The sequence below is a fragment of the Enhydrobacter aerosaccus genome, from assembly GCF_900167455.1.
Classification (GTDB): domain Bacteria; phylum Pseudomonadota; class Alphaproteobacteria; order Reyranellales; family Reyranellaceae; genus Reyranella; species Reyranella aerosaccus.
On the sequence record NZ_FUWJ01000001.1, the window covers coordinates 1,846,110 to 1,868,235 of the forward strand.

At 62.4% G+C, this 22,126-nt stretch carries 9 protein-coding genes; all 9 read right to left on the reverse strand.

What is annotated here, in order from left to right; genetic code table 11:
• Positions 1–182 precede the first annotated feature (182 nt).
• The 9 genes from B5D62_RS08855 to B5D62_RS08895 all read right to left on the reverse strand — a co-directional run bounded on the left by B5D62_RS08855 (position 183) and on the right by B5D62_RS08895 (position 22,116).
• Entirely contained in the window at positions 183–1,160 is a 978-nt protein-coding gene (locus B5D62_RS08855) for a nucleotidyl transferase AbiEii/AbiGii toxin family protein (RefSeq protein ID WP_085933371.1), read from the reverse strand.
• Positions 1,161–1,970 (reverse strand): type IV toxin-antitoxin system AbiEi family antitoxin domain-containing protein, encoded by an 810-nt coding sequence (locus tag B5D62_RS08860; protein ID WP_139373775.1) that lies wholly within the window; start codon positions 1,968–1,970, stop codon positions 1,161–1,163.
• Between the two features lie 332 nt (positions 1,971–2,302).
• Positions 2,303–5,710 (reverse strand): DEAD/DEAH box helicase, encoded by a 3,408-nt coding sequence (locus B5D62_RS08865; RefSeq protein ID WP_085933373.1) that lies wholly within the window; start codon positions 5,708–5,710, stop codon positions 2,303–2,305.
• On the reverse strand, positions 5,697–6,473 hold the full coding sequence (locus B5D62_RS08870) for a Hachiman antiphage defense system protein HamA (protein ID WP_085933374.1): 777 nt from the start codon (positions 6,471–6,473) through the stop codon (positions 5,697–5,699). Before B5D62_RS08870 ends, B5D62_RS08865 begins: the two co-directional genes overlap by 14 nt.
• A 95-nt stretch (positions 6,474–6,568) precedes the next feature.
• Positions 6,569–7,339 (reverse strand): HNH endonuclease, encoded by a 771-nt coding sequence (locus B5D62_RS08875; RefSeq protein WP_085933596.1) that lies wholly within the window; start codon positions 7,337–7,339, stop codon positions 6,569–6,571.
• A gap of 11 nt (positions 7,340–7,350) precedes the next feature.
• On the reverse strand, positions 7,351–9,324 hold the full coding sequence (locus tag B5D62_RS08880; RefSeq protein ID WP_085933375.1) for a DUF2326 domain-containing protein: 1,974 nt from the start codon (positions 9,322–9,324) through the stop codon (positions 7,351–7,353).
• Positions 9,308–14,170 (reverse strand): Eco57I restriction-modification methylase domain-containing protein, encoded by a 4,863-nt coding sequence (locus B5D62_RS08885; protein ID WP_085933376.1) that lies wholly within the window; start codon positions 14,168–14,170, stop codon positions 9,308–9,310. Before B5D62_RS08885 ends, B5D62_RS08880 begins: the two co-directional genes overlap by 17 nt.
• Before the next feature lie 3 nt (positions 14,171–14,173).
• Positions 14,174–16,939 (reverse strand): DEAD/DEAH box helicase, encoded by a 2,766-nt coding sequence (locus tag B5D62_RS08890; protein WP_085933377.1) that lies wholly within the window; start codon positions 16,937–16,939, stop codon positions 14,174–14,176.
• A complete protein-coding gene (locus B5D62_RS08895; RefSeq protein WP_085933378.1) occupies positions 16,936–22,116 on the reverse strand; it encodes a DEAD/DEAH box helicase in 5,181 nt (1,726 codons plus the stop codon). Before B5D62_RS08895 ends, B5D62_RS08890 begins: the two co-directional genes overlap by 4 nt.
• Positions 22,117–22,126: the final 10 nt, after the last annotated feature.

The window sequence follows — 22,126 nt, forward strand, 5'->3', positions numbered from 1 at the left end:
TCCGTACACCTTCGGAGGTGCAATCAAGTTGGTTGGTACCGCGCATGCCATTAATAGGTCAGGCGTTGCGTCACTTTGTGCCGCCACCCAGCGAAGCTCCGTCAGAGAAATGTATGCACGCTTCTGACGGATGAGGTCGAAATTCACTCGACGAAGTACGTCATCGTCCATTGAACCAGACATCAACCGTCGAGCCCACGATGCTTCCGCACGTTCTGGCACTTCCAGGCAAGCATCGGCATGGCCCCCATGCGGGCGCGGATCTCGGGTTCAACGTCCAGCAGCTCGGTATTGACCTCCCCACGGTCGAGTACGCAGTCGAGAAACTCCCGCTCGGCCGTCGTCAAGTCGAGAAGAAAGGCAAATTTCTCTCGGCAGAGAGCGACGGTTTCCTCAACCCAAGTGTCGATAGCACGCCGGTCAGCGAAATAGCCGCGCGGCAGACAAATCATAAGCTTTTGCCGAAGCTCGCGCGGATCACCTTTGATGGAATCGATTGACACTGTTCGCCAGTCTCGGCGCCCGCAGGCGCCAAAAGCGAGCATGGCGGCCTTGATCTTCTTCCAGTCGAGACCATCGAGCGACAGGATGCGGCGCGCGTCAAAAAGATCGCGTGCGGCGTGCCGGTCGAAGAGTGCAACAAGCTTGCCGGCGACGATCTCATGCAGGTCGAGGACCAACACTCGTTCTGCTCGCACGTCACCAAGCGCAGTGGACGGCATACGAGTGGCGCCAAACAGCGGCTGGCGCGCCATGTAGTTCACATCGAGCTCCAGCGTGGCGTTTCCGCCCAACGCGGAGTCAAAGCGCAGAAGCCACTTGCCGCCTGCATGTTCGTCAGGCCGGCGTCGAACGAAATAGCCTTGAGATGCGAGGAGGCGGTTCAGAGCAGCTTCGACCTCTGGCCGCTCAGCTTCCATCGCCGACCGATCAAGCGCGCCGACATAGTTGAGATCGATATCAACCGACAGCCGGTCGAGACCAAGATGAAAGACATTGAGCGCCGTGCCGCCCTTGAGAGCGAGCCGTTCACTCAAGATGGTATCGCCCGCAGTTTCCTGCAGGATATCGAGCAGCCGGATTACCTTTTCGAGCGTCCCGGCCTGATGACCGGTATCGTCGGCAATCCGCTGAAGCGTCTGAATCGAAGGCGCCGCCATTCACAGCCCCTCGAACCGGCGTTCTACGACGTCGACGGGCAGGATTACGTTCCAGCCCTTGGCCGTCCTCCCCTCTCCCGGCCTGGCGCCCAGGGCATAACGAGCCTGACGCGGTGCCATCGCGTGCAGTTGCCGGAGCGCTGCGTCGGGAATGCCAAGCCGCTTTTGCTCGCGCTCGAGCCAGAAGCCCAGCGCACCGGCCGCCGCCGCGTTGCCGAGCGCGCGCATGTGGCGGACCAGTGCTGCAGCATCGACCCGTGCGACGAGGTCGAGAGAGTTGAACAGCTCATCCGCCCCGCCGGCGAGTTCGTAGCGGTCGAACAGATCTGCGATCGTGCGCTCGACCGTCGTGACGCGAACATCGAGCCCCATGCGGTCGACAACCGTCACCCCGTCCTTCACCTCTCCGCCTCGCCGAGCGATGCCGCGCGGCGGCTTGATGAAGCGGCACGAAAAGCCGGCGGCTTCAAGCACACCCGGCTCACCGGGTGCGATCACCTGGACCTCATACCCCTCCGTGTAGGCGGAGCCATGCAGCTCCATCGCCGAGTGATAGGCGATGACAGCGCCCCGGCGTAGTCGGGATGCTGCCAAGAACCGGTCGACCGACCACTTTCGGGCGTCGGCGTGTTTGGGAACGGAAGCGAAGACGCCCCGCGCGACCCGCTTGATGTTGCCGGCGTGAAGGTGCTGAGCAAGCATCGCGGTGACGACCTTGTCACTCGGGTCCCGGCCTACCGCAGCCGCGTATTCCGCGCGGTCGAAGACCGGATGCGCGCTAAAGAAAGGGGCGGAGATGAGCCGGGACATGACATGAGTTACTTTGTCTAAGTCGGAGATAACCATATATAAAATATGGTTCAATCCGTCAACGAGAGAGTCCCGCATTCCCAATGCGGCCCTTCTCGTACACAGGCCTTAGCCACATATCATGTATTGCTTCATACATTCATAACAAAGTTATGGCCCGGGCGGCCTGTCCTCCGAAGGTGGACGTCACAGGTTGAACGAGGGCTCCGCAATACAGGGTGGACTGGATGGTGACGGAGCTTAATACCGCCATCAATTATTAGCACGGCACCGCCCACGATTGGGATTCCAGGAATTCTCTACTCTTGGCTAGCGTGAGTTCGTAAAGTCCATCACTCGGACCAAGTCGGGCGGGAGCGACCAAGCCGCCTGATGATTGCTGCCGCACTACCCTCTTCGAATCTAGCACTCAGGACGCTGGGCCCGCGATCGCGCATGGTGCGCCGGAGTTTCACGACACGTTGGAAGTCCGGTGTGCAAACCCAAACTGAGTCATCCTGATCATCAATTTCGACCCTGTAGGGCCGGTCCGGAGCTGGATCGGATTCGTATGTGTCGGGATTGACATTGCGCCGCCATTCCCTGTCGCTCCACTTTTGAGCGCCGCTTCTGAGCATGTCGTTCCGAAACTGCTTCCAGATTTCCGCCGTCTCGGGTGTCGGCCATTCGTCCGCGTCCGTCAGCGCGGCAACCTCGTTGCTTCCCAGCCATTCCACCAGTCCGGCGCTGTCGACAAAGACAGGGTTCAGATCATTGACAGCCGCGAGCGCGCCGGCACGCGTAGGAAGTCCCGCTCTTACGAGCATCGCCATCATGAAGCGCGGAAGTCCCGTCTCAAGGCATGCCGCCGCACCCCCAGAAATAATGTTGCCCTCCCAGCCCAACGCAATCCTGCGCATGCGCAACGCTTCGAGCGCCCAGACCAGCCGATAGGCAAATGCATCCTCGATGAAGCGCATGTTGTCGGGTCCGATTTCGCTCACCGGCACACCGGCAACCCATGCATTAAGGATGTCGCGCCAGTCGGCGGGGAGCGGATCGTCGGGAGCGAACGGCCTGATGGCGAGCAGCCGCTCGGCAAGCTGCGCCAGAGCTTCCTGAAGAACTTCCAGGGCACCGGGAAGAGCGGCAAGATCGGCGCGGTCGAGATGGGCCGCGAGATCATCCGCCATCGAGTCAAGTTTGAGCCCGGCTTCAAGGCCAACGCCCATGGCGAAATGACTGCGGCGCTGTTGCGCCGTCGTGCTGGCCCAGATGAGCCGCGACCGCGCTTGGAGCAGGGCTAGCTGCCGCTCCCGCGCGCCCTCCACACGGCGTGCGATCTGTCGCGCCCAAAGCGAACCATTCAGGGCCTCGTCGATGAGCGCAGGCAGATCGTCAGCATTCGCATCAAGAGCTTCAATCAGGCCCAGAATGGTGTTGTCCAGTTTCTCCAGAAGGAGTTCCAGCGGCTCGTCGCCCTCCTCGTCTACATGAACGTCCCAGGCCTGCCTGTTATTGGCCAGATACTCAAAGGCATCTGCCCGGTTCAATATCCCTCCGCGCGCAAGGCGGCGGAGAATTTCCGTCACGATCTGGATCAGCCCGCTTTCAAGGGAGCGGGCTCGCGATGAGTTTACGAGATCGCGCCACGCCTGCCTTCGCCAGCGCACCGGCTCATACATGATATGGACCACGAGTCCCTCGAGATCGACGAATGCGCGGCCCGCCCGTCCGGCCACATTGGCAAATTCTTCGCCGGACAGCGCGACACCAGCCCGGTAGAGGCTGGGTACCAACAAGACGGCGGCGTTGAGATTGAGGCCCTGCGCGAGAGTCGGCGATGCGATCGTAACCGTGAGAATTCCCTCATTGAGAAGGCGCTCGACTTCGCGAAGGAACGGATTGGGCAGGCGGGCATGATGAATGGCGACGCCGACATCAAGGCACATGACCGCTGGGTGATCTTCGCCAAGCCATTCTGTTCCGATGGCCTTGGCTCTTTCGATCGCGGGGGCATTGGCGAGCAGAGGCGGAAGGAACCCGCGGCGGGAAAGATCAACGATCTTCTCTGCATAGCTTTCGACATGGTCCCTTTGCGTGCAGAAGACGAGCGTGCGCTTGCCCTCATCGGCGAAGCGCCACGCCGCAGCGAGCGTCAGTTCGGCGTTGTCTCTGGGGAAGGGCGTGCGGCGAGGACGGATCGGCGGTTGCTGCTCGACAAACTGCTGGATGAAGGGTCCGTCGTCGTCAAGGTCGAACGTCAGCCGGGCGCCTTGGCCGGTCCAGGCAAGTGTTCCAAAACGCTGGCGTGTCGGACGCCATTCCGACTTGACAGGAGCGCCGTCCGCGTTGGACCGCATCCAAGCGGTCAAATCGTCAAGCTGCTCTCCATCCGGCAGAATGGCTGAGAGACAGACAATGCGCCGCTCGCCGGCGTCGTCACGCCGCAAGAGTCGCTGCACGAGAACTTCGTACCGGAGTTCGCGTTCGCTGGGACCGATCAGGTGCCCTTCATCAAGCACGATCAGACCGACATCATCGATGAGGTCTGGATCGTTTCTCAGCGCGAAATCAAGCTTCTCGGGTGTCGCTATCACAATCTGCCGCGTGCGAAGCGCGTCTTCGTCGCCCGGCATCATGCCGCTCGCGCCGTACAATGAGGAAACCGAGAATCCCAACGGGGCGAAAGTCCGGCGGAACGATCGTTCGGTCTGGGCGGAAAGGGCGCGCAGCGGCGTCACGATAAGGATGCGCTTGCCAGCGCTGAGCGACATCAAGGCGCAGACTTCAGCAACCCTCGTTTTGCCTGCGCTGGTTGGAAGTGCCACGACCAGATCGTCGTCGAGCTCAGTTGCGCGGCGCGCCGCCTCCAGTTGCGATGGCCAAAGCTCGATCTCCGCTATGTCGCGTGCATAGAGCGATGCGAGAAACAGCTCCCGCAGTTCGCCGTATTCAGTAGCACCCTGCGGCCCCTCGGACGGCAGAATGCGGTGAAGACTGTGCGCCCATAGATCGTCGATCAGGTTGAGCGCAACGCGAATGATCCACCACAGGGAAACCGCACCTGAATCGCCGGCAACACGCAGCGCTCGCCTGAGGAGCGCAAGAGCCTCCTCCTGTAGAGCGGCAGAACCCGTGGCAAGCGCGAAGTCGAAGATCGCAAACGCTCGATGTACTGTCGTGGTCAATATGACAGAAATGGTGTCGTCAAAGTCGGCGGCACCCTCCGCCAGGCTGGCGCGGATAGCGCCGTCCTGATGCAGCGGATCACGGAGCCATGTACGCGCTTCGTTTCTCAGGGTCCGAAGATCCCTGAGAATCAGGCGGGCGAGCGCAAGTTCCCCCGGCGCGAAATTCGGATCCTCCTCACGCTGGCTGATGAGCGAGTAGGCCATCGCCGAATAGCCGGCAAGGTGATAGGAGGCCGCGCCCATCACGCGCCAGAAGCCGCGTTGCAGCGTTTCCGGCGAGCCGTTGCGAACGAGCGCCTCGAATGCGTTTCCCGCCTTCAGGAATCCGGGACGCCACACGCCTGTGTCGGCGCCCTGTTCACGCAAGGCAAGGGAAGCCCGGAGCAAGGAGAATCCATACTCGGACAGATCGGTGTCCAGCGTTTCCGCGAACTGCGGCGCGCCAGCGGGAAGCTCGCCTTCGCGACGGATGATCGCGCGGGCTTCACCACGGTAGAGCAAGCGTCCGCGGACATTGTCCCGCGTCGCTGTGCTGATAAAAGCTTGCAGTTCGTCAATCGTCTCCAAGGTTGCCGGCCTCTTCGTAAATCTCGGCTATGAAAGCCTGATGGCCCTCGACGTGGAACCCGGCGGAGAGGTGGTTGTGCGCCCCGTCGGCCTCTTCCAGATCGGCTTCCAGAACGGCGTCTGTGTTGTTTCCCGAGAGCGCGAACAGCCCATGCGTGATCCGCTGCGGCGGAACAGCCCTAAGCGCTACCTCATCCCGGATTCGCCGCCCCAGGGCCTTGTCGTTTTCATCATCCGATTCAAGCAAACGATCGGCGACGAACAGCAGGGATATAGTCGTCGGGCGGCCATCATTCTCGGAAAGACGCTCGCGGGCATCGGCGACGACGCCCTGCGGGACCGTGCGCCCGCTCTTGGCCTCGCCCTTGAGGAAAAGAAGCCGCCGCTCGTCATCCTCATCAATACCGACGTAATCATCTCCGCGCAGTGCCATCTCGCGACCGTCCTTGTAACGCAAGCGGCGCACGGGGATACGGAATCCAGTGTGGTGCTCAATGAATTCGGAGGCGATGATCTCGCCCAATTCTCCGGAGCGCTCGCGCGCCGTGCGCGGCAATCGTTCCCTGAGTATGGCGGACGCTCCGGGAAACCCTAGACGTTCCACATCGTCCGCGATCTGCTCGAGCTTGTCGTAGTGGGAGCGGACGCGCTCGATAAGCTCGTCCTTGATGGCCGCCCTTCCACCAGCCTTTTCGGTCAGGCCGCACAGCTTCTTTCTTTCGCCGCGGGCCGTTTCGTCGATATCGCACCAATCATCGAACATGCGGCAAGCCCCCCAGTACTACGCGAGAACTATTTATTATTATGCGAGGACGACATCGCAAACGATGCGCTAGTCTATTCTCGGGCCACGATCGTTCACTCCGGGACCAGATCGGCTCTTCGCGCGCGCTCACGGTGGCGCGCAAGCCGACGCCGATGCTCATCTGTCAGCGGAATGGGGGCGCTCCAGCGCAGTTCGGCGCGCGCTTGCTCGCTGAGACCCGACGAGAACTCGGGCTTGCCCTCATCGTCGAAGGTGACGAGTGCGCGGTCGAATGCAGCATCCCAAAGGGCCGAAAGGAGAAGGCCGTTATGCACGTTGAGCCGCTCGGCGTCGGTTTCGCATTCCGCCCATGGGATGATGTGCGAGGCGCGCAGCAGGGCCGCGTCGGCGATTCCTGTCAGCGGGCAGCGCCGCCGCCAGTAGTCCATCAGGCGATCGCGAAAGATATCCTGCCCGATCCTCTGGACGACCAGCCGTTCGGCCTCCGTCGTCTGTGGCAGGTTAGCGACCCGATGCTCGAACTCTATGAGCGGCGCGTCGGGCAGGCTGACCCCGAGTTCATAGACACGGTGCAGCACCCCATAGAGTGCGCCGAGCGTATCGAAGGCGAAACGGGCGCGGCCGGGCCCGGCCACATCGGCCGCGGGCACGCCCAGTTCCTCGATAACGCCGTGATGGTCGAGGGCGAGATACCACGGCCCTGCCGGTCCTGTTGCGGCCAGGTAGATGTGGCCCTTCGCCGTCGTCGAGCCGAAGGCCGCCCAGCCAGCCTCTTCCCCCAAGAGGCGGCGAAAGCCGTTCTGCGACGCCGCTTTCTGACATTCCTCTCGGACGACAAACGATTGGGGCGTTTCGATCGTCATCGCGGCGGCGCTCAAATGTCCATTGCGAACAGGCGCCGCTCCGCCGGAGTCGAGCTCATTACGAGTCTCACGTAACGATCACCTTGCAGTTCGGACGGCGGAGCGGTCGTGGTCGTGACAATGTATTGGAAGCAAGGCGCTTCCACTTCTTCCGCCCACTGATGCACAAGGCTGAAAAGGCGAGCGTAGAGCTGCCCGTCCAAATCCGCCTCACGCGGGCTGTCGTGGATAAGGAAAGCTGGTAGATCCGCCTTTTCCTCGACGGCCAAGTGCAGTGCGGCGAGATCGAATGCGACGATCTTGAGGGAGTCCAAGGCGGCCGTTGACACTTCACCTCGTCCGGAAAATTCGGCATCAACCTTCAAGCCGTGGCCGTCCAACTTGATGCTGCCCTGCACTCCCTCGGGAAGCCAGGCGGCCATGATCCCTTGATACCTTTCCTCCAGTATTCTAATGGCGGCCCGCGATCGCGAGTACCCGAGCTTCAGCTTTGCGCGAACCGTCTCCAGTGCCGTGGTCTCCGCGGGGGTGGATCTTGCGGCAGCCTCACGTTCGCGAAGCGAACGCACGTCATCGAGCGTGCGCCTCGCCCGATAGACACGGTCCTGCACCGCCTTGGCGGCTGCCTGAGCGGCGCGGCTGGCTGCATCGGCGGCCTTTGCTTCCGCCTCAAGCGCCTGCTTGCGCGGCTCAAGCTGTTGGATCAGGGCCTCAATGCGCTTGGCTTCCTGCTGTGCTGCGCTCGCGTCTGAATCCAGATCAGCGGCCTTCTTTTGCTTTTCCTCGATGGCCGCCCTAATCGCCGGAAGGTCGCATCGCTCGAGCGCAATCCCACATCCCTTCGCCTTAACCTCATCTATGCTGACCCTGCAGACGGGGCAGACCCTGATTCCTCCCTGAGAGATGTCGATCTCTCCTTGATTCGCTTCAGAGCGATATCGTTCAGCCTCACCACGTTTGAAACGCGTCTCGTTCTCCAACTCCTGACGCTTCGCTGTTAGCGTCTCGTGCTCCTCGTTGAGCGCTTTTTGCCGTGCGAAGATCGAGCCGACATCCGGCGGCTTCGGCAAATCCGCGCGCATGGCGTCGGCTAAAGCCTCCTCTGCCAGCGAGACCAGCCCCTTCTGGTCGATCGTGTCTTCGAAACCCACCTCGTCGCTGACGCCCAATGCCAGCCTCACGGCCTTCAGGCCTTCGGCATATCGCTGTTGCTGATAGGTGTGGCGACGGCGCTCCTCCTCGAGTGCGGCCACGAGTTCTCGCTCGCGGGCGGCGGCGGCACGCTCTTCAGCATCGAGAGCACGCAAGGCAAGGCGCACCATGGTCAGCTTGGCTGTCTCGCCCAATACCTGTGCGCGGGAACGCGTCTGCGTCTGCGACGACCGCCATGCAAGAACATCGGCAAGACGGCACTCCTGGTCGCGCGTCAGCCAGGCCCGAATCACATCCCAGACCTGCTCGCGGCTGACTTCCGCCGGCGTGGCCCCCGCTATCGTCGAGAAGAAGCTAGAAACGATGACGGCGTCGATGGATGCTTGATCGCCATCGCGATGTCCCCGTGCGATCGCATCTTCGATGGAATCAGCCTGAACGACGAACTCTCCACCCGGCAGCCCCAGTGGGCGAATGGCAACCCAGCACACGCCGTCGATCAGAATCTCGGCCGCGAAGAGGCCGTTCGGAAGCCGCGCCATGAGGCGTGATCGCTGAGCGTCCGTCGCATAGCCGGGCTCGCCCAGGCAGGCCCGAAGCAGCCGGCAGAAGGTGGTCTTGCCGCTGCCATGGGCCAAGGCGCGGCTGCCGCTGTTCGACATGTCCGGCGTCCAGATGATGTTGAGACCAGGCTTCAGCGATACATCCCGCTTTATGGTCTGCGGATCCTCGAAGATGGCCAGACGACGAACCCAGAGCCGAGGCCCGGCTCGTCCGTCCGGCGCCTGCGGCGGCTGGATCGCCGGAGCGAACAGGTCAGCCTGAGCTGCCACTTCCGAACCTCGCCCAGATCACATTGTCTTCGCGCGCGGCCGCAGCGGTGATGCTGCCGACGTCCAAGCCCCGCACGGCGCGGATCGCGAAGGCGGCGCGCTGCGCATCGGCGGAGGCGGCGTGCAGTCCCGCCGAGCTGAAATGCTGCCCCCTTGTCCACGTCCCATCGGCGCGTTCTTCCAACTGACCTGAGGTAAGCAGCGTCTCGAACATCGATCGCCACGCCGCGTTGATGGCGGGGCGTAGTCGGACCGCGCCCTGTGCAGGCTGCGCCTCGGGGCCGATGAGCCTGATCCATTGATCCCTGTCGCTGGCCTTCAACCAAGGCGTGAGCAACGCCGGCTCGGCGAGGCCGGCGATGACGAAGCGCGCGCCTGCGCCATCGCTCGCGGGGTCCATCTGCCAAAGCGCATATTGTGCCGCGTAGCGGAGGCGATCCCGAGGTTGAATGTTCGCCGGCCAAGCCCATGCGCCATTCGGCAAGTCTTCGAAAGTTGGCAATTCGACCAAGACAGGAAGCGCATCAGACGGACGCTCTGCCGCCATCCGCTTCCACGCATCCATGACCAATCGCTCGGTGCGATATTCGCCGTGGAGGCGGAGTTCCTTTTCCTTCAGCACACGGAAGGTTTCGGAGGGGTAATCGACGCCTTTCACCTTGGCAGGATCGAGGACGTATCGCTGGTCTTCCTCGGTCAGACCGTATTTTCTGGCGAAGAACACATCGAGTTCGGCGCGCAACTGGGCGCGGCGATCCTCGTTCCACGCGAAGGGCTGACCCGTATATCCCAGATCCTCCGCCCAGGCCTTCATGGCGTGGCTGGTGTAGGTCAACTCCAGCACGCGCGGGCGAATGAAGTCGAGGTCGTGGGTGGAGAAGGCGGAGGGCGGCAGGACAGGAAATTGTTCAACAAAGTAGAAACTCAGGTTTGAGCCACCGACTTTCTGACGAGCAAGAAAGTCCGATACCAAAGATGAGGCGGATGCAAGAAATATCGATGCTTTCTGCGGAGTAATAGAAGAAAAACTCCAAAGGAAGATGCTGTCTCCGCAACCGCGTTTCGGCAGCGCTGTGGGTATCCAGGTTCTTTCATCCGTCGTTCTCGCATTTCTACGCCAGCTCATGAGCCAGCGGGGCTGCTTCAGTTCGATCAGAAGTTCAGCGAGGGCGAGCGCATCCTGCGGCGCTTCCGCTACGAAGGCGAGATCGACCGCCTCTAGCGGCGTCTCGCGCTGCATCTCGGCGCCGGCCGCGAGCGTCTTGGGATCGAGCAGGAAACGCTCGGGCGACGCCTTCAGCGCGCCGCGCCAGTCCTGCGCGCGGCCGAGGAGATGGAAAATATCGGCCTCTCGCGCGGGGCGCCCTTCGAGGGCAGGAACGGCTCCGGCCAGCCAGGTGACGAGCGCCTTGAGCGCCGCGGAGCGGCCGCCTTCCCGCGCATCGGCGTCCGCCTTTCGGCGCCCCTTTCCGCGGTCGCCTCGCGCCAGCCTGACGGCGCTTTTCAGTGCCGATGGCACGCGGGCGGCGCGCAAGACAACCTCGTCCTCGGGCACCCAGTAACGCGGCGACGGCTCGAAATCGGGATTCTGCTTTTCGGCAAGGGTACAGTCGCGGGCGCCTTCCTCGTCGTCACTTGCGTCGGCGCCATAGGTCGCCCAGCGATGATCGAAATGGTGGATCATCTTGGCTTCGTAAAGCGGCACGCGGCGTTCGACGCCTGCCGCCGTCTCCCGCACCCAGTTCACACCATCGCTTTGCCAGCCGTCGGCCTCCATCTGCGCTGGTGTGCGGAAGAAGCCGGAGTCGTTGGACATATGGAACATAGACTGGAACGTGATGCCCCAGGGATTGATATCGCCACCCTCTTCTTTGGGCCGCTCTTCAATCAACACGGGTGCGCGGGCGTAAAGCTTCGCCGTCAGCTCCGCGTCGGCGCGGGAACGGAAGATGGGTGCCGTTTTTGTGTTAGGGTTGATGCGGGCAATATCACGAGCCGTTAGCGTAAAACAACGTTCCGGATTGGATACCTCACCGATAGATTTAATATCGAAACAGAACTCCGCCGCTTCAGAATAGCCTCCGGAGCACAACAGACAGAAGGGCTTCCTGTCATCGGTACCTTTGAACCAATTTCGAATTTCATAGAAACTGAAGAGCGATCGAATCTTTTTGTTTTCGATCAGATCCCCAAAATAAAGTGAGGTGGTAGAATCGGTTGCAATTCCTGTCGGCACGATAACGCCAGCCCTGCCGGTGCCCTTCGCAAGCCGCGAAAACAGTTCGGCAAAGAGCGCGTATGTGTTGACGTCGCCCCGGCCGGTGAACGGATAGCGGCCTGATGAACGGGCAAACTCGCTGGCTGCCTCCGCCGTGCGCTTTGCAAAGACGAAATCCCGCCACAGGCGGCCATCCGCACTGTTGGGATCGGCCGCCTCCAAGGCATCGATCAGCTTCTGGCGCTCAGCCTTGTTCGGCGCAGCGGCGATTGCCGGTGAGCGCGCAGCGAAGAACTCCTGCTCCTGAAGCTTGATGCGCTCCCAAGGCGGATTGCCGATGACGACATCGAAGCCGCCATCACGCTCCATGATCTCGGGAAATTCGATGAACCAATGAAAGGCGCCCACTTTCCGGGACGTCAGCATCGCGCCCTGGCGCAGATGTTCGGCCGGCGCCTGGCCGCCTGCCGCCTGCCACACATGCTCCGTGAGCGGCATGGCATCGGTGTTTGCCGCGCCGCCCGCTTTCGGGGTGAAGAACGCCGCCATGTAGAAATTAGCCGAGATATAGAGGTCGCTCGCTGTCTTGAGGCGCTGCCAATCATCGGACGAGCGCATCGCGTAGAAGCCGCGCGCCTTTGCCTCGACGCTCGTCAGATCGTCCTGCGCGATCTCCTTGAGCTTGTGATCGCGCTCGGCCAGGACTTCGGGCGGCGACCAATTCTTGAACAGCAGCGGATGACCTTTCGCGCGATCGCGCTGTTCCTTGTTGAGCCGGGCATAGCGACGGGAGAGTTCCTTGTCGTCGCCCGTCAGCGGCTTGTAGGCCTCGTCAGGCAACCCTTCCCGCAACATCGCGCGGTCGAACACGCCGATCAGGCTGTCGCCGCAGCGTATCTGCGCATCAAAGAAGGCAAGCGGCCGACCCGGCTCCAGCGCCTCTATCCAGAGCGCAACCTTGGTCAGCTCGACCGCCATGGGGTTGCGGTCCACACCATAAAGGCAGCGGCAGGCGACTTCGCGCAGCGCATGGCGGAAGTCGGATGCCGAAGGGATGCCACCGGCACGATGACGGGCAACGCGGGTGGCGATGCGCCGCGCGGCTGCGAGCAGAAAATGCCCCGAGCCGCAGGCGGGATCGATGACGGTGAGCTTCAGGAGCTCTTCGGCCGGATCGGCGGCTTGAGCCTCTCTCTCGTCGAGCATCGGATCGAGCGTGCTGTCGAGCAGGAGCTGAACCAAGCTGTCCGGCGTGTAGTAGGAGCCGGTCGTCTTGCGCTGATTGCCCCGTTGCTCGGCGGCTTCCGACGCGAATAGGAGCGTCCTGCCGTCGTCGCCAAGCTGTGGCTGGAGCTCGAGCAAGGATTCGTAGACCGAACCTAGCTCTTCAGTTTCCATCGCGCGCCAGTTCACCGGCACCATGCCGGTTTTGCCGGCGAGCCAGGCAAGGCGATAGAGCGCTTCCATGAAAGCGCGGTTGCGCAGGCGTGCGGTTTCGAGGTGCGGCAGTTGGTCAGCATTGAAGAGCCCGCCGAGTGCAGGAAGCCCCAACGCCTCCTGCCCGCGCGCAAGGCCGCGGAAGACCACCTTGATGCCTTCGTAGCGGTCGTGGTGCTTGTCCCATGTGGCTGCGCGTACCGCTTGCGCCCGCAGCGCGGCGAGGCTGTAGCCTTCTGCATAGAGCTTGCGAGCAGCGAGTTTCTTTGTGCGCTGCGGATCATCTTCCTTGATCGGCGGGTGCAGCAAATCCCGATCCTCTGCCACCATCAGGAAGATGAGGCGGTATACGAGGCGCAGAAGCTCGTTGAACCACTCGGTCAGGTTGACCTCGCCCGATTTCAGGCGTGCGGCGAGGTCTGGGTTGGCCTCGAGGAAACCAGAGCCCAGCACTTTCAGCGCGGTTTCGACCTGGGCCGCCAACCGGTCGCGGGCGGCCTCACCCTCGCGAGAGCCCGCCTCACGCCAGCGTTCGAGCGCGCAATCGGTGACGGGCGTGCCAGCGATGCCGAACCGGGTTCGGTGGATCAGCGACCAGAGGACCGCGAAGGAGGCGGCATCCTCGTTGGTGAAGATGGCGACAAGGTCGGCCTCGATGTAGGCGGGACGGGTCAGCGAGGCGTTGTCACGCATGAGGCGGAGGAGGGCCCCGTTTGTGACCAGCCCCCAGAGTACATTATCGCTGTCGTTGAGATAGTCCTGAAGCGCGAATGCCGGAGATCGCGAACGATCGGTCGAAAGCGTCGGGCTGCGACGATCGAGCTTCTCTTCCGAGGGCGGTACAACAACGATGGGGACGCGGCCACCGGCCAGGAACGAGACCACGCCATCAGCCGGAGCGAGATCGTCGAAGCCGAAGGTTTCCGCAAGGAAGGCCCGCACGAAGCGCCGCGTGGCTTCCACCGAGGGATTCTGAAGTTTCGCGAACGCATCGAAATGGGACTGGCCGACACGGAAGGCCGTCGAGATCTCCTCGCGGATCGTCAGGCCTTTGCGGATCCGGTAGTCCTCCTCCGTCTGCTCGGAAGCTTGTCGGCGGTCGATGCTGGCGACCATCGCCGGAGCAATGAGGTTGCCCTCCAGCGTGAGCGAGGGCCAGGCCGACATATCGGTGACGGGCTTACGTGCCACGGCTCAGGCCTCCCCCGGGATCAGCACGAAGAGGCCGATCACATCCGGCGGGAGCACGGCCTCCACGGTGACGCGCGAGGCAGACCCCGACGCGGCGCGGAGGCGGGCATGGTCTTGCATGAGCTCTTGCGCGCGCGATCGTACGAAGTCAGCAATTGGACCGCCGAGCAGGCTCGGCAAGTCCTCCCTCGCCTTCGCGACAAACCTGTCGCGTGCGACGGGCGCGAGATCGGACGTGGCCGGTGTGTTGAGCCACTCCCGGGCGGTGTCGCCGAACGCCACGATCCCCCCGCCTTGAATCGCAACGAGCGCCGCTTCCTCCGCCAGCAGCAGCCGCTCCTTACGCGCATGGACAGTCAACTTGAACCGAAGACGCAGGAGAGCAATGCGAGTCACTTGTTGAACCGCGGCGGTCGGCCAAGCGCCGACCCGGCCAATGCCGAGCCCGGACAGCGACTCTGGATCGAGCGATGCCTCGACCAGCGCTTCGGCAAGCGTGGCCGTCAGGGGATGCGTCCTGGTGAGTAAAGCGGTGCCCGATGGCGCGGGCTCGGCAGTCGCCAGACGCACCGATCCGGTCAGGTCATGCTCCTTCAAGCGCTCGCGCAGGCCGGCATCAAGGGCGTCAACGTGCGCCAGAAGCAAGGTTTTCCGGGTTTCCAGGGGCACGCCGAAACGTGCCATCGCCCGCTCGACGAAGAGCCGCGCCTCCGCTGGAGAGCCGAGTAGCGTGCGGACCTTCTCCCATTCTGGGGCGACTTCCTGCGGCTTCATCGCATTCTGCGCAAAACGCGCGCGGGACTTCTTCTCGTTTTCGGCGGCGTCGCGCCACCGCGTCTCCATAACCTTGGCCCCGTCATCGAGCCGAAGATCGAGCGTGAGTTGGCGGGACACGCCGCGACGCAACATCATCGACGCCATCAGCGCATCCGTCACCGGCCCTCGTTCCTCAGGGAGAGGCACGGTGACACCTGTCGCTTTTCGGATTTCCTCGGCCTTGCGAAGAATGACCTCGAGCACTGCGCCGTCGATGGCGCTGTCGGGCGAGAACATCATAATCGAGCGGACGAGTTCCGCCGGCTGACCGAAGCGGTCCACTCGCCCCTCGCGCTGCTGGTGCCGGGTTGGATTCCAGGACAGATCGTAATGGACGACCGTGTCGAAGAGCTGCTGAAGGTTGATGCCTTCCGACAGGCAATCCGTGGCGACGAGAATGCGCTGGACCGGCTTTTCGTCGTCCGCAGTCGCCATGTCGGCGACACGATCGCGGCGCTCGTCCGGCGTAAGAACGCCGGTCACAGCTTCGATGGTCAGCTTCGGGAACGCCTTGCGCAGCCCATCGCGGACATGCTCGGCCGTCGCCAGAAAGCGGCAGAAGACGACGGGATTTACCCCCTTCTTGATGAGCGGCGTCAGCGCATCGACCAAGGCGGCCAGCTTCGGGTCGGGTTTTCCGATTAGGGCCTCGGCCTCCTTGACCAGAGCGAGAAGCTCCGGATCGGCGTCAAATGCGGTGCCTGGCTCAAGATCGACTGCGTCCTCGTCGTCGCTGTCTTCATCGTAGATTTGTGGTTCGAGCCGATCGCTTTCGGTCGCCATGCGGTTCCGCAGGGCGCTCAGCGCTGCGGCCGGCGACGAACCGACACAGCGCATCAGGGCCAACGTGCCCCAGAAGGCCAAGCGTCGCTCTCGTTGCCCCGATCCCGCACGGGAAACGATGCCGAAACAGTAGTCGAGCACGGCCTCCTGAAATCTGCGATGAGCCTCGGTGAGGCGATAAGCGAATTCCGTCGTCTCATGCTTCGGGAAGGCACGATCTTCATCCCAATCCCCCGAGATGAGATCGATCCGGCGTCGCTGCACGAAGTGTCGCGCCAGGCGCTCACGGTAGCGAGCGTCATCGAAGTCCATCGACGCGAATGACGGCTCGATCAGGGAGAGCAAGCGCGCGAAGGCGTCTTCGTCTCCGGAATGCGGCGTTGCTGTCAGAAGGACCATCCGCCGCTCTGGATCTCGGGCGAGCTCCGACAGGAGCTCGAAACGCTGTTGCCGCCCCTGGTGCGTTCCGACACACGCATGCGCCTCATCGACGATCACGAAGTCCGGACAGGCGCGCGCAAAGCCTTCGCGGCGCTTCTCCGCCTTGATGTAGTCGAGGCTGACCACCGTGAAGGGATAGGCGTCGAACAGGGTCTGGGCGAGCGGCAGGCTGCGCTCCAACCGGCTCGCGGTGCCGGACGTGACAGCGACGGCGTCGATCCCGAAGCGCGCCTTCAGCTCTCCTAGCCATTGATCGACGAGGTGCGGCGGGCAGAGCACCGAGAACGCATCCACCTCGCCCCGATCCATCAACTCGCGCAAGATCAGGCCAGCTTCGATCGTTTTGCCGATGCCGACATCGTCCGCGACGAGCAGGCGCGGCACCGGCAGACGAAGGGCCATCAGCAGGGGCACAAGCTGATAGGTCCGCGGCTCGAAGGCGAGTTGCGCGGCGGACCGGAACGGCCCCGCACCGCGTCGCAGTGTCAGCCGCATCGCATCCGCGAGCAGGGCCGCTTTCGCCTGAACGGTCGCCGCAGCGTCGGCAGGTAGATTGAAACGGGCAGGCTCGACAGGGAGAATCTCGAGCTTCGGGTCGAGGATCACCGTATCGTTCTCACTGCCCGAGAGCGGGCGAAGCGCCAGAATGCCGTCCTGCGGCGACGGCAACGCGACCCACTCGCGCCCGCGGGCGCGGACCAGATCGCCTGGGGTGAAATTCACCGTCATCGGGATGTTCCCCCAAACATCGAGATCAAAGCGTCGGGCACACCCGCGGCAATCGATCCCGGCAACTCGAACAGCGCCCAGCCCTTGGACTCAGCTTCCTGGCGCGCTCCCTCGGTCAGAGGAGAGACGCAGGCAGCGACGTAGTGGCTGCGCCACGCGAACCTCATCGTCTGACCGGAGAAGGTGATGACGGACGCATCGGGAGCTGGGAGCCCTGCATCCTTGAAGGCACGCTCCCATTCCGCGCTTTCGCCCAACGGGCTGGCCGACGCGGCAAGCACCACCTGCCCCCGCGCCAGATCAATCAGCAGCTGTTTTGCTTCGTCCCCCGTACGGTCGATCAGCTCGTGATCGGGCTGGTTGAAGTAGGAAAGCAGGCAACGATAGCACCCCCGGACGCATGCCTCCCCGTCGCGGCTGATGAGCAGCTTGGCATCGCCTGCCGCGATCGCTTCATCGACTCTGTCGAAATGCATCAGGGTCAGCACTTCTCGGGCCACCTTGCCGAGCGCCTGCGGATCCTCGATGAGACGGCTCAACACTCCGGCGCCGCCCTCCGTGGCTTCATAGGCCAGGATGGCGCGACGGTTATCGCGGGCAGGCAATGGCTCGCCGAGAACCTCACCTTCCTCGAGTTGGAAAACGACCTCAATGCCTCTCATCAAGGCGTGCTGAACGGTGACAACCGTCTCGGGGGCATAGGCCGTCGGATCGTTGAACCGGAAGAGCAGCGCGTTTTTGTGATCACGAACGATAGGAACAATCCGAACCGGCTTCACGACATCCGGCGGCACATCGACGTCGGGCTCCTCGTCGTCGGACTTTGCCCAGTAGCCGCTGCGCGGATCGATGTAGAAGCCGAAGACGGTCTGATTGGCGCGTCGCTTCAGCCCCTTATTGATCCGGCTGATCTCGGCGCTGTTGGCATATTGCAGGTTGAAGATTGAGGCGTCCTCGCAGCGGAAATCGGCCTCTGTAATCTGTACTCGGCTTTCGCGTTTCGGCCAGGAAAAGACAGTCTGAATGTCGAAGCCTTGCCGGACGCGTTCTTCGTCGTTCGCTGTGATCCGCTCGGCCGGCGCGGCTTCGACGTTATCGATCCGGAGTGTCCGCTGTACGGGCGTCTCGCCGGCCATCGGGCTGTTGCAAGCATGGCAGCGCTCGACCTCACCGTCATGGCAAGCGCCGCAGTTCGAGCAAATGTAGATGTCTCGGGTAGCGAGCTCCGCGCCATCGCCCGTTCGCACTTCTGGCGGCAGCTTCGCCTTCATGACCCGGTAGGCACGGCCTTCATGATAGATCAGACTGCGCGGCCCGAACTCCGAGATGGCCAGAAAGCGAGCGCGCTGAAGAAAGGAGCCGGTCTTTCCCTCGCCAGGAATGAACGCGTAGAGCGGCAGTCGGGGAAAATTGTAGCCAGGCAGGAAACCTTCCGTCGCTAGATAACGGTAGGAGTAGAAGTCCGAACCGTTCGAGGCTTTGCCCTGTTCGAGAATGGCGATTTGGTCGCTGGCCTGCATCTGCGAGGCCTTGATGCGACGACGGTCCGCCGCCGAGAGACCTGTGATCTCGGAACGAGCATTGGCTTCAATGAGCTGCGTCCGGGCGGAGTTGTAAAGCTCCCGCCACCGGTCGAAGGCGCGATCGAATTCCTGTGGCGCCCGCAGAGCGACGGAGGAAACGAATTCGTTCGGATCGCTCATCCAGGCGGGCTTGCGGCCCTCCACCGAAGCGAGGATCTGGTCGAGAACGCGCTTCATCGGAGCGTGCGCAGCTATCGCCAATTCAGGCCGGTCGATGACGGCGTGGATCTCCTGCTTCAGCGGGTACCCCGTTTGGGTCAGGTCGAGAATTTCGGGGATGTCTGGAGACAGAGCTAGCTTCGCCTCGGCAAGCCAAACGGCGTGCAGATGCGAACGCACGAGCTCTTCATTGGTGATGTCGAGGGCCGGCGGACGAACGACGCCCGCCACCATCTCATTGCGCCTTTCGAAGAAGTATTGGTCATGAGGTGATTGGGCGGCGCAATAGGTCGCGATGACAGCGGCCTGCCCCGAACGACCCGCGCGGCCAGCGCGCTGGACGTAGTTGGCTGGCGTCGGCGGCACATTTCGCAGATAGACAGCATTGAGCGCCGAGATGTCGACGCCGAGTTCCATCGTCGGCGAGCAAAACAGGGCGGGGAGAAACTGCTCCGACTCGCCAGCGGCCTTGAGGTCGGCGGCGGTTCTCGCGAGATTGTCCCGATCCTCCTTCTCGAACCGAAAGCGCCACTCGCGCCATTCGCGTTGTCTCTGGGTCACTTGGGCCGTGTGTTCACGACCTTCGAGACCCCAGAAGTTGCTCTGGCCGGCCTTCAGGTCGGCAGCAATCTCATTGTAGAGATCATGAAAGTAACGGTTGCCCTGCGCCGCGCCGCGTCGAATGGCTTCGCCGGGCACGACACGGACAGCTGACGGCGATAGACGCCAGCCTTGCAGATCCTCCTCCAACTCGACACACGACACCAATCCCTCGCGCACAAGGAGGTCCATCAGCCCAGTTATGGCGGTCAAGTAGTCAGTCTTGCCGAGCTTAGTCCCAATGACGCTTTTGCGATTGATCAGGCGTCCGATGCGGGAATTGTGGCCGGCACGGACGATCGTCTGCTCCTCCCGCAGGCTTACTTGATCCTTGCCTGGGGCTTGCAGGAACAGCGTCGTTCGGCTTCGGGGCGTCTCTTTGATGTCGATAGCCCATGGGGCGCGCAGCAGATTGCGGGACTTCTGGGCGACTCCTTCGAGAACGGTCGGATCGAGCGCTTCTGTTCCGACGGCCAAGCCTTCGAGCATGGCGCCAAGGAGTTTCTTCAACATGACCTTACGCGCAGTGGCATCGAGCGCGCCGAATTCCGGCCGGATGGCGGCCAGGCGCTCGGTGTCTTCAGCGATGTCATCGAGGCCGATGAATTCGACGTCGATGAGTTTGAGAACGGACAGGCTCGGGTTGGTGTAGCGCCATCCCCGGCGCAGGTCCGTCCAAAGCCGATGGGCTAGAACTTTTTGGAGCGAGCGCTGGGCGTCCTCGCGGACCACGGCCCCCGCCTCGGGATCCAGCATCCAGTGGACGCGCGTATCTCGGTTAGCGGCGGTGAAACCGAGCGCCCTCACGATCCGCAGACCAAACTCATCCTCGGTCAGGCCATCGTCGCCGACGTCCAGGACGGCTCGCAGGATCGCACCGCGCAGCAGGCTGACGAATAGAAAATCGTTGAAGTGCCCTGCTTGAAGGGCGGCGTCCTGACGATTGTCGGTAAACCCGAGAAGCTTGCGCTTTTCCTTGGGGACGCCGCTGTCGGACCTGTTCATCCATTCCAGGGCAGTTGCGACAAGGAGCGTCGTGGCTGAACTACGGCCCTCGCCCGACAGCCCCGCAAGCTTGGTGCGCTCCCGCATGCTTGGGTGCGGTTGGTCAAGGCAGCATGGGCAGAACCCAAACTTGCCGGGTATGAACCAGAAGCTCTTGCCCGGTGAACCGAGGCGGCCGTCGGGCGAAACGGTGACCATCTCGGGCACTCGTCGTTTCCGGTTCGCGCGGAGTCGTTCGACGCCGTAACGCTCCTCGCGCCAATCCTCGGGATAAGATTCGATATCACCCGTAAACAGGTAATCGGGGTCGCCGTCGCCCGTGGGGGTTAGATAACCTGCAGCATCACCCTCCTGATCGTCCAGCGGCGCATCGTCTATATTCCTTGGCAAGAACAGCGTACCCTCGGCGTCCTCTGTTTTGACGACCACATGGACCTCATGTCCGCACTCCCGGCAGAAACGGGTTGGATAGAGGCGATGGCCTGGCGCGCTAGGGTCTTCGAGCTGACCTTCGAACAGAACTTTCCGGGGCTTCTCGGTCAGTGTGGTGAAGACCTCGCCTGCGCCCGAGATAAATTGGTGAAGCTTGAATGCCAGGAACGCACCTGTCCCAGAGCCGCCTCGCTCTGTTTCCGGCAGGCTGACGCGGGTTAGAAATGTCTCGAGGCTACTTCGACAGGTTTCGGGATCGACGCCGCTATCCTTTGATAGCAGCCCCACAACCTCTTCAAACGGAATGGGCTTCTTGCGCTTGAGCTCCTGCGCGTCGTCCAGCCCGATTGCCAATTCGGTCCAGACCGCCAAGGGATGCTCCCTCAGGACCTCATCGGTCAACACGTCTGGGAGCGCAGATGTCAGGACAGACGCGAGCTTCGGCCGCACATCATCAAGCTTCAATCGGTCATCCGTTGCCCGTTCAAGCGACTCGTCGATGACCGCTTCCGGTCCTATGGACACCCCGAAAAGACGCGATGCAACGTTCGCTACGGCTTGCGCGCGATTGGCATCAGACCCTTCGCTCGCCATAGTGGCCGATGTTCCGATGCAGATCGGAGTCTCGTCTGGCGTGCAGCGATTGCGAAGGCGGCGGACGAGGATGGCGACGTCGGCGCCCTGGCGGCCCCGATACGTGTGCAGCTCGTCGAGAACGACAAACCTCAAACCGCTCGCATTTTCTATAACTTTGGTGTCGAGGCCGTCTTGCCGGGTTAGGAGCAGTTCGGCCATCATGAAGTTGGTGAGTAGAATATCCGGCGGGTTGTCTGCGATCCGCTGCCGCTCCTCCTGACTCTCCTGGCCAGTGTAACGTCGCACCACCGGTCTGATCTCTGCTGGCAGGTCGGATTGGGATATGAACTTCTCGATCTCGTTGATCTGGCTGTTCGCCAGAGCGTTCATCGGATAGACGATAATGGCGCTGGTTCTACGCCCCTTGCCCGCCTTCCGTGCGCGAACAATTGCGTCCACCACGGGGACGAAAAAGCAAAGCGATTTGCCCGATCCGGTTCCCGTGGTGACCACATAACTCTGGCCCGCCCGCGCCTTGGCGATAGCCTGCCCCTGGTGACGATAGAACCGCAGAGGCGTCGACCCGAACCGGAATATTTTGCCAGTCGCTTCGTCGAGATCGCCCGAGGCGACCAGATCGTCGATTGTCGGCCCCTGAAGATATCGAGGGTTGAGAGACAGAAGCGCGCCTGGCCAGAAGCGCCCGGCATCGTACTGCCGATCGATTTCCGACTTCAGATCATCGGATCGAATAGTGCTGAATGACCGCGAGAAACGGGCATAGGAATCGACGAGACGATGGTCGAATTCAAACGCCTTCATTCTGATCCCC